Here is a 16029-nt window from a genome sequence, read left to right on the forward strand (position 1 = left end):
GTACGCCAGCCCTCAGCCAGCTTGGAGCATTCTGTGACCACTAGCAAGCCGGTAATCAGGATCGTCGGTATCGACGATGTTCCCGCCAACCGTAAGCGTGGAGGTGACCTGCGCACCGTACTCAGTCCTGGCACGGTCGGTGCTACATCGGGTTTCATGGGGTTGGCGATTTTGCAACCTGGCGAGTACGTGGTGGAGCATTACCATCCGTACTCGGAGGAGTTTCTATATGTGATCGCCGGTACGGTAAACGTTGACCTGGACGGTAATCCGCATACCGCGCAGAGCGGGCAAGGGCTCCTCGTACCCATAGGTGTTCGCCATCGGGTGTGCAACACGGGAACTGAGGAAGCGCGCATCGTGTTCCATCTCAGCCCGCTCGCGCCTCGGCCCGAACTGGGCCATGTCGACACAGAGGTGCTGTCGTGACTCGACGTGCGGTCGTCACCGGGGTGGGCGTGATCGCCCCGGGTGGCGTGGGCACCAAAGCGTTCTGGGACCTGCTTTCCGCCGGCCGTACCGCGACCCGTGGTATCACGCTGTTCGATCCTGCCGGATTCCGCTCCCGGATCGCCGCCGAATGTGACTTCGAGGCGGAATCCATGCTGGCTCCGGAACAGATCGCGCGGATGGACCGCTACGTTCAGTTCGGTGTGGCGGCCGCCCGTGAGGCGCTCGTCGATGCCGGTCTGGCGGTCAACGAGGAGCAGTCCTGGCGTACCGCAGTGTCGATGGGCAGCGCGGTCGGTGGCACCACCCAACTGGAGGCCGAGTACGTCGTTGCCAGTGGGCGAGGCGCCTCGTGGACGATCGATCACCGCAAGGTGAGCCGTGACCTGTTCCGGGTGTTCTCCCCGGCGCCGCTCGCCGGGGAGGTCGCCGAGGTGGTGGGTGCCCGAGGCCCCGTCCACACCGTGTCCACCGGCTGCACCTCCGGGCTCGACGCGATTGGCTACGGGCTGCGACTCATCGAGGAAGGTACGTCTGATGTCGTGATTGCCGGTGCTGCGGACTCTCCTATCTCACCCATCACCGTTGCCTGCTTCGACGCTATCCGGGCCACCTCCACTCGCAACGACGACCCTGCCCGGGCGGCACGCCCGTTCGACCGCACTCGAGACGGGTTCGTACTGGGCGAAGGCGCGGCGGTGCTGGTCATCGAGGAGGCCGGCCACGCGGCGCGGCGCGGGGCGCGGGCCCGCTGCCAGGTCAGTGGCTTCGCCACCCGAGGCAACGCGTACCACATGACCGGCTTGACCCGAGAAGGACTTGAGATGGCCGAAGCCATCAGCCAGGCGATCGATCAGGCCCGCATCGACCCCTCCGACGTCGACTACGTCAACGCCCACGGCTCCGGAACCCAGCAGAACGACCGCCACGAGACCGCAGCGGTCAAACGAGCTCTCGGCGCGCACGCCTACGAGACACTCGTCAGCTCCATCAAATCCATGGTCGGACACTCGCTCGGTGCCATCGGCTCCATCGAACTCGCCGCCTGCGTGCTGGCCATGGACCATCAGACCGTTCCACCGACCGCCAACCTTGAAGTGCCAGACCCTGACTGCGATCTCGACTACGTACCGATCCAGGCACGCGCGGCACGCCTGCGACACGTCCTGTCGGTCGGCAGCGGGTTTGGTGGCTTTCAGTCCGCGGTCGTCCTCACCACGGCGAGGGATAGATGACACTGCGGCAATCCGTCATCACGGGTATGGGGGTGATCGCCCCCTCCGGTGTGGGGGTCGACGACTTCTGGCGCTCGGCACTGGAGAACAGGGGGGTTCTTGGTCGGCTCACCCGGTATCCCACCCAGGGGTACCCGCTGTCGGTCGCGGGCGAAGTACGTGACTACGACCCGGCCGAGGCGGTCGATTCCCGTATCAGAGTACAGACCGATCGATTCACCCAGTTCGCGCTGGCAGCCGCCGGTCTTGCCTTGGATCAGGCACAACTTCGGCCCGAGACCCTCCCGCCCTACTCCTTCGGCGCGGTCACCGCGAGTGCCGCAGGTGGAGTGGAGTTCGGTCAACGGGAAATCGAACGACTTTGGAGCAGAGGGCCTGGGCATGTCGGCCCGTACCAGTCCATTGCCTGGTTCTATGCCGCGAGCACGGGACAACTGTCGATCCGCTACGGCCTCAAAGGGCCCTGTGGGGTGCTGGTGGCGGACGAATCCGGCGGGCTGGACGCGATCGCTCACGCGGCCCGCGACATCCGCTACGGTGCCACCGCCATGCTCGCCGGTGGGGCCGAGGCACCGTTCGCTCCCTTCTCCATGGCCTGCCAGTACGGCCATGGCATGCTCAGCGAGGCGCACCATCCGGATGCCGCCTACCTGCCCTTCAGCCCACATGCCTGCGGGTTTGTCCCCGCAGAGGGCGGTGCCATGCTTGTCTTGGAGGAGGAGCGAGCAGCTCGGGCCCGGGCGGCCGAGCCACTGGTCCGCGTCGCCGGCCACGGTACGACGTACAGCGGGGTACTGCGCCACGGGCGGAGCGCCGACGGACTTGCCAGGGCCATCCTTGGCGCACTAGACGACGCAGAATGTTCGCCGCGTGACATTAGCGCGATCTTCGCTGACGGACTCGCTGTCCCTGCGGCAGACCGCGCTGAAGTGGCAGCCTTGCGGCAGGTATTCGGAGCTGCTCTCGACTCAACACCGGTGACCGTTCCCAAGACCGGTTTCGGCCGGGCTTACGCGGGTGCCGCCGCTCTGGATGTCGTGCTTGCGGCACTCGCGCTGCGCGACGGCGTTGTTCCGCCAACCCCTTACGTCACCGCAACCGTTCTGGACATCGACCTCGTGACCGGTTCCCCCCGCCCTATCGAAAAGGGTGCCGTACTCGTGCTCGCCCGCGGTATCTCGGGCGGAAACTCGGCGTTGATTCTGCGTACCGTACCGAGGTCCTGAACGGCTTTGGTTCGTGGCCGCCAAGCGGGTCGGCGGCCTCGCTGACTATTCACCACGCTACCGTTGTCGACTCTGCGTCGGTGGACGGTCCGGATCGGTGATTGTCCGATCAACAGAGGTGTGATCTCTCTCGGGTGGAGGGATCTCAGAAAGGAGAGAAAGGAATGTCCATCCCGACAGTCCTCAGCCATGAGGAACTGGCCGACGTGATCACTCGATGTGCTGGAGCCCGCACTGACGCGGCTGCGTTGCGGGACAGCCGGATCACCTTTGCTGATATCGAGGTTGACTCGCTCGGCGTGCTCGGCATTCTATCGGAACTGGAGCAAACGTTCGGTATCCGGTTCGGCTCGGAGGCCGAGAAGTGCGCGTCTCCGGCTGAACTCCTCGGGATCGCCAACTCCCTACTCCGATCGGCGGACCAGTCATGAGCGGAAGTACCAGCAATTCAGTTTTCATCGCAGCACCCCTCGATCTCGTGTGGGAAATGACTAACGACGTGGCGAACTGGCCTCAGTTGTTCAGTGAGTACGCGTCCGTCGAGATCTTGGAACGAGAGGGCGACCGTGTGGTATTCCGGCTGACCATGCATCCGGACGAGCAAGGTCAGGTGTGGAGCTGGGTGTCGGAACGTGTTGCCGATCCTGAGAAGCGGACCGTCAAGGCGCACCGCATCGAAACCGGTCCTTTCTCCTACATGAATATCAGCTGGGCCTACTCGGAAGTTCCTGGCGGCGTCCAGATGATCTGGAAGCAGGATTTCGCAATGAAGCCCGAAGCGCCGGTAGATGACGCATGGATGACCGACAACATCAATCGCAACAGCGTCGTGCAGATGGATCTGATTCGCCGTCGCGTCGAGGAACGCGTCCAGGAGCGCCTCACCGAATCGAAGGAGACACGATCATGACGCGCGGGACCGCGACCACGCCGGCCGCAGTAGTGACGGACCGGACGCTGCTGGAGTCGGCGCGCCGGATATCAGTTGGGCTGCCGCATCGTTCGCTCGACATCGAGCGATCCGGCACCCTTCCCGCCGACCTGGTGGAGGACTTTACCAGGCACGATCTGTTTCGACTGGCGATGCCAAAGGCGTTGGGCGGCACGGGAGCCGCGCCCCGCACCATCGTCGAAATCGTCGAGGAGGTGTCCCGAGGCGATGGCGCGACCGGCTGGTCACTGCTGATCGGAAACATCGGCAACGCCTTCCTCGCCTGGCTCGAACCCGAGGTAGCCCAGCGGATCCTGGCCGAGAATCCGCGGATGATCGTCGCGGGCGGCCAAGCACCGCTTGGTCAGGCCGAGCCAAAGCCCGACGGCGGGGGGTACACCCTCACCGGACGGTGGCCCTTCGGTAGCGGCAGCCTGCATGCGCACTGGTTCATGGGCGGCTTCATCGTCATGGAGAACGGCAGGCCCAAGACGAACGAGTGGGGGGCCCCGGTCATGGGCGTCGCCTACTTTCCGGCCGAGCAGGCCAGGATCGATGACACCTGGCACGTCGCCGGGCTCCAGGGCACTGGAAGCCATGACATTGTCGCCGAAGGCATCGACCTGCCGCTGGCCCATACGTCTGTGCCCTATTTCACCCGGGCTACGTATGACGATCCGCTGTACCGCCTCACCGCCTACAACCTCCTGCTCACGGTGATGGCCGGGTTTCCGCTCGGCGTTGCCCGTCGTGCCCTCGACGAGGCTCGGGTCCAGTTCGCTGGGCGCCGGCTGACGAGCGACGGTACGGCGTACCTGGCCGACCCGGCCGTCCAGGTGACGATGCTCAAGCACGAAACAGCCCTGGACGCCGCTCGTCGGCACCTGCTGGGCACGTTGGACGAGCTCCTCGACACGCTTGCTCGCGAACAGGTCGACTACGCGGGACGGGCCCGGCTGGCCGCCGCCATCATCCATGTCTACGACGTCGGCCGGGAGCTGGTGCAGGCGCTGTTCCGGCTTGCCGGAACGGCCGCCGTCCACGACACCAACCCGTTGCAGCGCTGCCTGCGCGACCTGGTCGCCGGATCCCAGCACGTGGCCTTTTCCTTCGACTCCCGCAAGCGCATCGCCAACGCTCGTCTCGGACTGCAGACCGCGCCCGCCTTCTTCGGTGTGTGACAGGCCACCCGTCGAGTGCGCCAACGAGAACAGTGAGGTAGAGAGCATGTCCGTCCCCACACTGGAAAGCTCCCCGATCGAAGAGGCAGCCCGCGTGGCCGCGACCCTGCCGAACCGGGCGTTGGAGGTTGAGGCCGGTCGGACCGTCCCGGCCGATCTGGTCGCCGAGCTGCGCGCCGCCGGGCTGTTCGGCCTGATGATGCCGGCATCGCTCGGCGGCTTGGAAGCCGATCCACTGACGATCGTCAAAGTCGTGGAGGTGCTGAGCCACGGAGACGCCGCCACCGGGTGGACCGTCCTGATCGGCCAGGGTGCCGGCTACCTGGCCTGGCTGGACCCGAACGCGGCCGCAGAGATCCTTCATAATGCCCCGGTGCCGTTGGTCACCGGCTCGATGGCACCGCTGGGCACCGCGGTCGACGCCGGGGCGGGGGCGGTACGGTTGACCGGCCGTTGGCCGTACGCCAGCGGCTGCCAACTCGCCGATTATCTGGTGGTCGGGTACCGCAGCGGTGAGGGCCCACCCCGTTTCGCATTGCTGCCCCGAGCTGCAGTGACGGTCGACGACACCTGGCAGGTGGCCGGAATGCGGGGCACGGGCAGCCACGATATCGAGTTCAGCGGGGTGCGCGTTCCGCACCGGTTCACCTTCGACCCGTACGGCCCGGCCCGGGTGGACGCGCCCTTGTATCGGTTGCCGTACATGAGCTACCTGCTCGTCGCCATGGCCGGCTTTCCACTTGGTGCCGCCCAGCGCATCGTGGACGAGTATCGCCAGATCGTCCTCGTCAAGCGAAACACCGAGCGGACCCTGCTCGCCGAGACCCCCATCGTTCAAGCCGAGATCGCCCGTTGCGAGACGGCGGTTGGCGCCGCCCGCGCCTTCGTGTACGAAGCGGTCAGCCAGGTGTGGGCGGAGACCCAGCACCGTGTCGCCAGCCGGCAGGCCCGGGCCCGGCTGACCGGTTCGGTCCAGCACGCCATGCGAGTCGCCCTCGATGTGGCCGACTCGGCGATGCGGGCATGCGGTGCGAGTCAGCTCTACAACCGGGCACCGCTTCAGCGCTATTTCCGGGACGTTCAGACCGCCGCGCAGCACATTGCCTTCGGTCTCGAGACGCAACGTCGAGTCGGATCAGTCCTGCTCGGCCAGGACGTCGCCGATTTCCTCGTCTGACCCCGCCGGGCCGACCGCTACCGCCCCCAGCCAGGAGAAACACATGTATCGAAGCCTGATCGTCGCCCGCATGCTGCCCGACGTAGCACCCCAGATCGCGGACATCTTCGGGCGATCGGACCAGACATCCAACCTTCCCCAGACCATCGGCGTCCGCGCCCGCAGTCTCTTCCAGTTCGGTGAGGTCTACCTGCACTTGGTGGAGGGCGACGAGCCGGTGGAGGCGGCTGTCACCCGATCCCGCAAGCACCCGGAGTTCCGGCGAATCAGTGACGAACTGAGGCCGTTCGTTTCGGCGTACGACCCGACCACATGGCGAGAGCCCAAAGACGCCATGGCCCGTGAATTCTACCGCTGGGAACGTGATGCTTGAGCGCACTCGTCCGGAGGCCGGAGGGCTGGAAAGGTACTCGCGGTGGGCCCCGTTCGACTACGGATACCGTGTGCCTCTGGATGCTTCTAAGTCGTACCGGATTTGGTGCGCCGTCGCGCAGGGCCTGAGACATCTGGGTTGGTGGTACGACGTGTCCCAGCTGTACTTCTGGTCCCTGCCAGCCGCGCACAGGAAGGCGAGAAATGAGCAACCCGACACGGCACGTCGATCTGTCGGCGTCGGCCGCACCGGACTTGGTCCCAGACGTGACCGCACTCAACAATCTGGTCGTCACCACCGCACCTTGGGCCTTCCAGAGCCTGTACGTAGCCGCGAAACTCGGGCTTGCGGACGCCCTCCGGCTGGGTTCCCGGTCCAGCGACGACCTCGCTGAGGAGGTGGGGGCACATCCGGGTGCGCTCTACCGGTTCTGCCGGGCACTCGCGGCGCTTGGCATCCTGTATGAGCATCCTGACCGGATCTTCAGTACGACCGCGATGGGCGCTGCCCTGCGTTCTGATGCCCCCCGAGGACTGCGGCACTTCATCATCGTCAATGGCGAGGAGAGCTTCCGTGCGTGGGCCGAAGTGATGCACTCGGTCCGGACGGGAAAGGCGGCCTTCGACCACGTCTACGGGATGTCTCACTTCGCTTATCTGGCACTGGAGGCGGAGGCCAGCACCGCCTTCAATGCCATGGCAAAATCTGGTGCACCTACCGAAGCGGTCGATAGCTGCGACTTCTCCGAGGACCGGGTTGTGGTGGATGTCGGGGGAGGTTCCGGTGGCCTATTAGCCCATATTCTTCAGCGGAATCCGGAACTGATCGGGATTTTGTCGGATACGCCTGCGGGTGTGGAGCAGGCGGCGGAATTGTTCGCAGCCCACCACGTGCTCGACCGCGCGGTGATCATGGGAGGGAGTTTCTTCGAATCCGTCCCCAATGGTGGGGACAGCTATATTCTCTCCCGTGTCATCCACGACTGGAACGACGAGGATGCTCTGCGAATCCTACGTACGGTGCATCGGGCGATGTCGCCCGGTTCTCGACTCATTCTCATCGACAAAGTGATTCCCGATACAGCCGGTTTCCATCCGGGCAAGTTCTCCGACCTGCAGATGCTGGTCGTGCTGGGCGGGCAGGAACGAACCCTGAGTGAGTTGACGGTATTGCTGGACCACGCCGGTTTTCGACTGACCGACGTGCGGATGCCCGAGTTCGGCCCGGATTCGCCGTGGGCAGAGGCCCTGATCCAGGCGATGCCGGTCGATTCCGGGGAGAGGAAGATGTCATGATACGAGCACAGGGAAGCGGTGGGCTCCGGCTCTTCACCTCGGAATCGGTGACCGAGGGCCATCCAGACAAGATTGCCGATCAGATCAGCGACACTATCCTGGATGCATTACTGGATCAAGATCCAACGTCCCGTGTAGCCATCGAGACACTCATCACGACCGGAATGGTCCAGGTGGCTGGCGAGGTTTCGGCGAAGGCGAACATACCGATCGCGCAACTCGTGCGGAACAAAGTGGTCGACATCGGATATGATTCGTCTCACAAGGGTTTCGATGGCGCGTCGTGCGGCGTCACAGTGACAATCAGCTCTCAGTCGCCGGACATCGCCCAGGGCGTCGACGCGGCGTACGAGGCACGGGTCGACCGCGCGGTCGCCGGCGGCGAGACCGACGAGCTGGGCCGCCAAGGCGCCGGGGACCAGGGACTGATGTTCGGGTACGCGTGCGATGAGACGCCCGAGTTCATGCCGCTGCCGATCCACCTCGCACACCGCCTCTCTCGACGGCTGGCAGATGTGCGCCGGAACGGGACAGTCCCGTATCTGCGACCTGATGGCAAGACCCAAGTCACCATCGAGTACGACGGAGATAGACCGATTCGCCTGGACACCGTCGTGGTTTCCACGCAACACGCCGCAGGAATCGATCTGGAATCGCTTCTTGTCCCTGACATACGCGAGTTCGTCGTCGGACCTGAACTGGAGGCGCTCAGAACCGACGGCCTCAAGGTGGAAACCGACGGATACCGTCTGTTCGTGAATCCCACCGGCCGTTTTGAGATCGGAGGCCCGATGGGTGACACCGGATTGACCGGACGAAAAATCATCATGGACACCTATGGTGGCTATGCCCGGCACGGCGGTGGTGCGTTCTCTGGCAAAGACCCGTCGAAGGTGGATCGGTCCGCAGCATACGCGGTACGCTGGGTCGCCAAGAACGTTGTCGCCGCCGGCCTTGCCGCCCGCTGCGAAATCCAAGTTGCCTATGCGATCGGAAAGGCTGAGCCCGTCGGTCTCTTTGTCGAAACCTTCGGCACTCACCACGTTGATGTGCACAGGATCGAAAAGGCAATCCGCGAGGTCTTCGATCTGCGTCCTGCTGCGATCATCCGTGATCTCGACCTGCTACGGCCCATCTACACGCAGACTGCCGCGTACGGCCATTTCGGGCGGCAACTTCCGGGTTTCACCTGGGAGCAGACCGATCGGGTGGCAGCCCTGCGAGATGCCGCTGGAGCCTGACATGTGCATGGCGTCACTGGTTCCATCGCGCCAACGAATACGAGTCGGTACCGCTCCAGGAACGTGGGGGCTGGACCGAGCGGCAGGTCCTCGGCCGAGTCGGCAGATGGATCTAGACTCAGGGCGGCTCCGGCGTGGTCATCGAGACGGACCGTGCTCGCGACCAGCCTGTTTCCGCCTGAGGTGGGCCGCGCGCCTCGCGGACAGCCGGGTCATCGGCCCTTTCCCCTGCCTGATCGGATCGAGCGGAAATTGAGGCCGCTGATGGCGACCAGACCCGACATCTCCCCAGGAGTTCGAAGGATCATTCTGGATCTCGCAGGTCTGCCGTTGTCCGGGCTGCTCGCCGAACCCGAGAACAAGCCAGTGCGCGCCGCCGTGGTGGCACTGCACGGGGTCGGAATGAATGCCGGCTATTTCGACGCCCAGTCCAGCCCTGATCTGTCACTATTGAGGCTTGGGCCGAGCCTCGGCTATACCGTACTCTCCCTCGATCGCCCCGGCTACGGTCGGTCGGCGAAACAACTGCCGCAGGGGCAGCGCCTGGTCGACCAGATCGCCGCCGTGGGCCAGGCGCTGGAGGCATTTTCCTCGCGGTTCGCAATCGGTACGGGGGTGCTGCTCCTGGCACACTCCTTCGGGGGGAAAGTGGCGATCGGCGCAGCCGCCTCCGACGCCACTGGAATCCTGGCAGGCCTAGACCTGTCTGGAATTGGGCATAGGCAGGAGATGGCGCGATGTGGCGGAGCAGCCGAACAGCGCGGCGGATGGGAATGTAACTGGGGACCCTTGCGCCTCTATCCGTCAAGCACATTCTGCCCGGCCGGGGCTCCAGTAGAACCAACGCCCCCACTCGACATCGTGGACGCCAGCCGTTGGCCGGCTCACTTTGATGAGCTGGCACCAGACGTCCGTGTGCCCGTACGGTTGACCTTCGCTGAGCACGAGTCCTGGTGGCGCCACGATCCGGATACAGTGGCCGAGCTGATCGCGGTGTTCCGGGCGGCTCCACGCGTTGCTGTCGAGCACCTGCGCGACGCAGGCCACAACATCAGCTTGGGTTGGGCAGCCCGCTCCTATCATCTGCGGGCTCTGGCCTTTCTGGAGGAATGCCTGACACTGCGAAAGCTCACGTGACCCGCGCCTGTCGTCGGACCCGCCGCGAAAGCGGGGCCGGGGGTGCGCGTGGTTCGCGACACCCCCGGCCACAGCGGGAGATGGTTACGTTCCCACCGGGGTCTCCACCACCCCGACGAGGGACGAGCTACAGATCCAGCGTCCAGGTGTTGATGTAGCCGGTGTCTCCGCTGAAGACGTCCCGGACCCGCAGCTGCCAGGTGCCGTTGGCCGTCTCCGAGGAGAGGTTCACCGTGTACGTCTCGATCACGTTGTCCGCCCCGTCGAAGAACGCCCAGCTCTTCAACCGGTAGGACGACCCGTCGGGGGCGATCAGGTCGACGATCAGGTCACCCCGGTAGGTGTGCTGGATGTTGACGTCCACCGTCGACGACGTCGACGGGGTGCTGGCACAGCCGCTGATCACGATGCTGCTGCTCACCCAGGCGCCGGTGTCGGGGATGGCGACGTCGGAGCCGTTGGTGCCGGTGCAGCCGCCGCCCGGTCCGGTCACGGTCAGGGTGAAGCTCGCCGTACGGGTGGCCGACGTGCCGGTGCCGGTGATCGTGATCGGGTAGGTCCCCGGTGAGGTGCCCGCCGAGGTGGCGATGGTCAGCGCCGAGCTGCCGCCGGAGGTGACGGTGGCCGGGCTGAAGCTGGCGGTCGCCCCGCTGGGCAGCCCGCTCGCGGTCAGCGCGACCGACTGGGCCGAACCGGAGGTGGTGCTGGTCGCGACCGTGGCCGAGACCGAGCCGCCCGGCGCCGTCGAGCCCGACGTCGGGGAGACCGACACCGAGAAGTCGTTCGTCGGCGGAGTGCCGTCGTTGACCACGTACAGCAGACGGTTGGGCGAGCCGGAGCCCGGGTTGCCGACCGCGCCCACCGTGGCGTTGTCGTACAGGTAGTCGCGGACCTGCTGCGGCGACCAGCTCGGGTTGACCGAGGCGACCAGAGCCGCGGCGCCGGCGACGTGCGGGGCGGCCATCGAGGTGCCGCTGATGGTGTTGGTCGCGCTGTCGCCGGTGTGCCAGGCCGAGGTGATCGACGACCCGGGCGCGAAGACGTCCAGGCAGGTGCCGAAGTTGGAGAAGCTGGACCGGGCGTCGGTGTTGGTGGTCGAGCCGACGGTGATGGCTTCGGTGACCCGCGCCGGGGAGGTGTTGCAGGCGTTCGCGGAGCTGTTGCCCGCCGCCAGGCTGTAGGTGACGCCAGCGGCGATCGAGTTGCGGACCGCGGTGTCCAGCGAGGTGTTGGCGCCGCCGCCGAGGCTCATGTTGGCCACGGCCGGCAGTACGGCGTTGGCGGTCACCCAGTCGACGCCGGCGATGACGCCGGCGGTGGTGCCGCTGCCGGAGCAGTTGAGCACCCGTACGCCGACCAGGGTCGTGCCCTTGGCGACGCCGTACGCGGTGCCGCCGACGGTGCCGGCGACGTGCGTACCGTGGCCGTTGCAGTCGTCGGCCGATCCGCCGTCGACGGCGTCGAAGCCGCTGACCGCCCTGCCGCCGAAGTCGCTGTGGCTGAACCGGATGCCGGTGTCGATGATGTACGAGTGCACGTTCGACGCCGTGTTCGGGTAGGTGTACGAGTTGTCCAGCGGCAGGTTGCGCTGGTCGATCCGGTCCAGCCCCCACGACGGCGGGTTCGGCTGGGTGTCGGCGATGTGCACCGTGTGGTTCTGCTCGACGTATTCGACGGCGGGGTGGGCAGCGATCCGGGCCGCCTGTCGTGCGGTGGCCGTGATCTCGAAGCCACGTAGCGCTGCGGTGTAGGTGCGGGCAACCGTACGTCCCTGCCGGCTGGCCAGGGTGCGGGCCGTGGCGGCGACCTGGTCCCGGCTGACCGTGTTCTTGTTGAACACCACGATGTAGCTGTCCGGTATGGCGGTGGCTCCACCGGCGTGCAGGATCGTACCTTCCGGCTCGGCCGCGATGGCCGGTACGGCGGCTGCCGCCACCATGGCCAGCGCGGTGGCGCCGACGATGATGACCTTACGAGGGAGATTCATCTCCCGTCCTCCCATCCCATCGGCAGATGGCCGTCCACTGACGGTGACAGTGGATCAGTAAGTGCCGATCTAGCTGAGAGTAGTCTGAGTTGATACTGAAAGAGACATGTCGTCTTTCCCATACCACCGGTGCGATGGAACCGGCGGATGCGACAAGCGGCCGAGCCGGCAGAGGTAGCCGTGGTCAGCGGTAGACGTACACCCGGATGGTGGTCCGACCGGGTCGAGTGTAGATCCTGACCAGATCGGACAGGTCGTTGACCAGCAGCAGACCTCGGCCACCCGGCTGATCCGGACCGGGCGGGATCCGCCCGGCCAGTGGGTCGGCGAGGTGACCGGTGTCCTCGACCTGGCAGATCATCGCGTCCGGTTCGGACCAGACGTACACCTGACCGTCCGAACCGGAATGCCGCACGCTGTTGGTCGCCAGTTCGTTGACCGCCAACGCCAGATCGTCGGTCCGGTCCTGGTCCAGGCCGGCCGCGGCTGCGGCGACCGAGACGAACCGGCGGATCTCGGCCAGTGCGAGAACGTCGCCGAACGGCATCCGGCCGGCGTCGGGCGGGGGCGGTGGCAGCGGCTGGTTCAGCGCCGCCAGCGCGCTCTCGGGCCGGCGGTAGTCCCTGCTGGCCGTGCGATCGCCGGTCGGCATCATCATGATCGGATGGGACCGGTGCGCGTCCAGCACCGACTCCGGGTCGAGCCGGCGGGCGTCGTACGGGCAGAGCACGACCGCCGGACGGCTGGCGAACACCAGGTTGATCAGGATTTCATGCGCGATTTCATGCGCGACGCAGGCCGGGTACTCGTCGGCACTGCGACCGGGCCAGATCGGCTCACCGACGATGCAGACCGGCCGTCCCGAGTTGCGCTGCGCGAATGCGAGCAGCACGCCGGGAATGATCCGGCCGGGGTTGCGCCCGGCCGCGGACATGTCGACGAAGGTGACCGTGGAGTCGTCCCCGAGCACCTCGCGAAGCGGTTCGAGATTGCCGGTCGGGACGGCGACCAGGACCGGCGTACCGGCGGCCAGCGCGGTCTTGGCGAAGCCGGTGACGGCGGTGACGTACTCCGACCGGTCGTGATACAGCAGCCCGACGTGCTCGAACGGGCGGGTCCGTTCGAGGGGGTCCAACGTGTCAGTGGCGGTACTCATGGGTGACCCTTCGACGCGACCTGTGGCCGGTAACGGCCGGCGACGAGATCCAACAACCGCGCCACCTGCGGCGAGCAGCCCACCAGGCGTATCCGGTCCGGAGCTGATCCGATGAAGTCGGCCAACAGCCGTCCTGCGGTGACATCGGCGAAGCGGAGGCCGGTGAGGTCGAGGGTGGCACGATGGTCATTGTCGGTGCCGCTGTCCATGCGATGCCGTAGGTCACGCAGAGTGGCGTCCAGGGCGTCCCGGTTGGACGCGTCGGCCTCGCCCCGCAGCCGCAGCTCGACCGGATCCGTGTTCAGCCGGATGCGCAGCAGCGGCCGCCAGTCACCCCCGGAGTCGTCCTGGGCGGTCGCGGGATGGGCGGAGTACACGCGGTGCAAGTCGTCGCTGCCGAAGATCCGGCGGTCGTAGAGGCACAGCGCGCTGCCGTAGCCAGCGCTGAAGACCTTGTTGACCGTCGCCTCGTACCAGGCGAGATGTTCACCGCCGGGGACGCACGTCGCGGCCCACGCCATGTCGCCGATGGCGCGCAGCGCCGACCAGCCACCGGCCCGGGCGACGGCCAGCTCGCCATCCCAGGCATCGACCATCGCTTCCGGGTCGAACACGCCGGCGGCGAGGTATGTGTCGGCCACCGAGGTGATGACGAGCTGCCCGGCCGCGACGGCCGGTTCCACCGGTACGCCCTGTTCGGCGAGCTCGATGTTCAGCTCCTCGGGTGACCGGCTCGCGGTGAAATAGCAAACCTTCTCCCGACGGGCCAATCCGAGACGGATGTACCGGGCGAGCTCGGCGACCTGCTGGTCGTCGCTGTCGAACGCCCAGCAGACGTGGTCGCCGGGCCGTACCCGGTCGAAGGTTCCCACGCCTGCCACGACGGACACATCCCTTCGAGCCGTGGAGCCGCCGATGGTCGGGCGGCCTGACTCTTCACGGTAGCCGGGCGCGCTCGGTGCTGCTACCGGAGCGTCCCGCGCACCGGTCAGCGCGGGCGGGCCGGCCCTCGGCAGGTCAGGGCGGGACGAGTCTGCGGCCGGTCAGCGCGGGCGGGCCGGCCCTCGGCAGGTCAGCGCGGGACGAGTCTGCGGCGGACGTCCCGGGCGTAGCGCCGGGCCACGAAGACGGTGGCCCGGCCCAGCGACCGCGCCCCGCCGACAGCGACGGTCTGCCGAACCTGGCGTCCACCCTGGCCGGGTATGCCGGGTGCCGCGGCACCACCGACGAGACCGGCGGCACCGGCTCCCACTCCGGTCGCGGCCCCGGCCGCGACCACGTCGGCGACGTCGAACTCACTGCCGGTCTCCCACCGCTGGCCGTGGCTGGCCGCGACCGCGTCCGCCAGGGCGCCGTCCGGTACGCCGGCACGTTGGGCCCGGCTGCGGGCCGCGGTCGACCACAGCTCGACCGCGTGGGCGGCGGAACCGGCTCCCGCCGGCAACACTCGCAGCAGCCCGCACCGCCATCGCTCGGCGGCGGCGATCATCGCGCCGACCGTACCGGCTCCGACCCGCAACCGGGCCGGCACGCGCAGCAGGTACGGCGCGGGATAGGCGCTCGCCGGCGCGGCGGACACCATCCGGACCCGGGGCTCGAAGCGGTACTCGGTGGCCAGCAGCCGCAGGTCGGTGCCGCCGTCGGCGCGTCCCCAACCGCTGGCGTCCCAGTCGCCGACCAGGGCCACGTGCAGGTCACGTTCGTCGCTGGCGAGCAGATGATCCACACAGGTCCGCACGACCTCGTACGGCTGGTCCACCGCGACGATCGCGGTGACCAGCGGCACCTGCCAGATCCGGCCCGGCCGGTGGCGGCGTTCCCGGGGGTAGGGCACCAGATCGGTCAGTTCGGCGGCGGCCCGGCGTCGCGTCGCCGCCGGACCGGTGTCGGCGGGCATCCACAGCACGGCCGCCGATTCGGGTACGAAGAGCGCGCCGGCCTGCGCCAGCCGGTAGGCGACCTCGACGTCGGCGCCCTGACAGGGGTCGGCGCCGGCCTGGTAGCGGTCTCGGCGGAAGGCGTAGCCGGTGTCGGCCGTGACGAGGAAGCCGAGGTGGTCGACGGTGCGCAGCTGATGGGTCGCGGCGAGCCGCTCGACGAGTCCCGGCCGGGCGACGGCACCGGGGAAGATCTGACCGAGCGTGTCGGCGGCGGCGTGCGCCGCGATCACGTCCGGGTCGGCGGGGGTCCCCGACCACACCATCGGTACGGCGAAGCTGACCGCGTCCGGGCTGGCCTGCTGCCAGCGGGTGAGCGCCGCGACGAAGCCGGGCGCGGGGATCGCCCCGGCCGGGATCCGCAGGACGATCTCACCGGTGGCTTCGGCGACCTCGTCGGGGAACGTGTGGTCGCCGGCGCAGCTGACGACCTCCACCAGCCCGTCGGGGTAGCGCTGCTGGCGGAGCGCGGCCCTGGTGCGGGCGGTGTCGGTCGGGTCGCCGTTGCCCACCAGCACCACGCTGACGGTGGCGGTGGGCGTCCAACCGCCGAGGTCTGGCGGTTCCAGGCCACTCCAGTCGTTGTGCGGCGGTGCTGCGGAGGAAACGGCGCCGGGCGTGGACACGCACGCAGCGTACCGGAACGACGGACGGTAACCTCGTGCCTGACGCAGGTCGGGGCGGGTCGCGTGTCGATCGGGTG

14 protein-coding genes and 1 pseudogene are annotated in these 16029 nt (G+C 67.2%); 11 read left to right on the top strand and 4 right to left on the bottom strand.

Features of this window, described 5'->3' with window-relative positions; genetic code table 11:
• The first annotated feature begins 33 nt into the window (after positions 1-33).
• From O7632_RS05290 to O7632_RS05340, 11 genes and pseudogenes are all read left to right on the top strand, one after another.
• Positions 34-429: a cupin domain-containing protein gene (locus O7632_RS05290; RefSeq protein WP_278111885.1), complete on the top strand. Its 396-nt coding sequence runs from the start codon at positions 34-36 to the stop codon at positions 427-429.
• Positions 426-1685 carry a beta-ketoacyl-[acyl-carrier-protein] synthase family protein gene (locus O7632_RS05295; protein WP_278111887.1) on the top strand — a complete coding sequence of 420 codons (1260 nt, stop codon included), beginning with the start codon at positions 426-428 and terminating at the stop codon, positions 1683-1685. Before O7632_RS05290 ends, O7632_RS05295 begins: the two co-directional genes overlap by 4 nt.
• Positions 1682-2911 carry a beta-ketoacyl synthase N-terminal-like domain-containing protein gene (locus O7632_RS05300; RefSeq protein WP_278111888.1) on the top strand — a complete coding sequence of 410 codons (1230 nt, stop codon included), beginning with the start codon at positions 1682-1684 and terminating at the stop codon, positions 2909-2911. Before O7632_RS05295 ends, O7632_RS05300 begins: the two co-directional genes overlap by 4 nt.
• Positions 2912-3075: 164 nt before the next feature.
• A complete protein-coding gene (locus O7632_RS05305; RefSeq protein WP_278111890.1) occupies positions 3076-3342 on the top strand; it encodes an acyl carrier protein in 267 nt (88 codons plus the stop codon).
• Positions 3342-3821 (top strand): annotated as a pseudogene (locus tag O7632_RS05310) (SRPBCC family protein); the annotation flags it as partial. The gene O7632_RS05305 and the pseudogene O7632_RS05310, both read left to right, overlap by 1 nt.
• Positions 3818-5023, top strand: a complete 1206-nt coding sequence (locus O7632_RS05315) for an acyl-CoA dehydrogenase family protein (protein WP_278111895.1) — start codon at positions 3818-3820, stop codon at positions 5021-5023. The pseudogene O7632_RS05310 and the gene O7632_RS05315, both read left to right, overlap by 4 nt.
• 46 nt (positions 5024-5069) lie before the next feature.
• Positions 5070-6200 (top strand): acyl-CoA dehydrogenase family protein, encoded by a 1131-nt coding sequence (locus tag O7632_RS05320; RefSeq protein WP_278111896.1) that lies wholly within the window; start codon positions 5070-5072, stop codon positions 6198-6200.
• 43 nt (positions 6201-6243) lie between these two features.
• On the top strand, positions 6244-6573 hold the full coding sequence (locus tag O7632_RS05325) for a TcmI family type II polyketide cyclase (RefSeq protein ID WP_278111897.1): 330 nt from the start codon (positions 6244-6246) through the stop codon (positions 6571-6573).
• Between the two features lie 203 nt (positions 6574-6776).
• Positions 6777-7868, top strand: coding sequence for a methyltransferase (locus tag O7632_RS05330; RefSeq protein ID WP_278111899.1), 1092 nt, complete (start codon positions 6777-6779; stop codon positions 7866-7868).
• Positions 7865-9109 carry a methionine adenosyltransferase gene (gene metK, locus O7632_RS05335; protein ID WP_278111900.1) on the top strand — a complete coding sequence of 415 codons (1245 nt, stop codon included), beginning with the start codon at positions 7865-7867 and terminating at the stop codon, positions 9107-9109. The genes O7632_RS05330 and metK overlap by 4 nt, the downstream gene beginning before the upstream one ends.
• 153 nt (positions 9110-9262) lie before the next feature.
• The gene (locus tag O7632_RS05340; protein WP_278111902.1) at positions 9263-10246 is read left to right on the top strand and encodes an alpha/beta fold hydrolase; all 984 of its coding nucleotides are present in this window, start codon (positions 9263-9265) and stop codon (positions 10244-10246) included.
• A 127-nt stretch (positions 10247-10373) separates the two neighbouring features.
• Here the strand turns inward: O7632_RS05340 and O7632_RS05345 are convergent, their stop codons facing one another.
• The 4 genes from O7632_RS05345 to O7632_RS05360 form a co-directional block, all read right to left on the bottom strand.
• Positions 10374-12233, bottom strand: coding sequence for a S8 family serine peptidase (locus O7632_RS05345; protein WP_278111904.1), 1860 nt, complete (start codon positions 12231-12233; stop codon positions 10374-10376).
• A 184-nt stretch (positions 12234-12417) separates the two neighbouring features.
• Positions 12418-13389: a sensor histidine kinase gene (locus tag O7632_RS05350; RefSeq protein WP_278111905.1), complete on the bottom strand. Its 972-nt coding sequence runs from the start codon at positions 13387-13389 to the stop codon at positions 12418-12420.
• Complete coding sequence (locus O7632_RS05355; RefSeq protein ID WP_278111906.1) at positions 13386-14270, bottom strand: MEDS domain-containing protein; 885 nt, start codon at positions 14268-14270, stop codon at positions 13386-13388. Before O7632_RS05355 ends, O7632_RS05350 begins: the two co-directional genes overlap by 4 nt.
• 191 nt (positions 14271-14461) lie before the next feature.
• Entirely contained in the window at positions 14462-15952 is a 1491-nt protein-coding gene (locus O7632_RS05360) for a hypothetical protein (protein WP_278111908.1), read from the bottom strand.
• Between the last annotated feature and the right edge of the window lie 77 nt (positions 15953-16029).

The sequence above is a fragment of the Solwaraspora sp. WMMD406 genome, assembly GCF_029626025.1.
Classification (GTDB): Bacteria; Actinomycetota; Actinomycetes; order Mycobacteriales; family Micromonosporaceae; genus Micromonospora_E.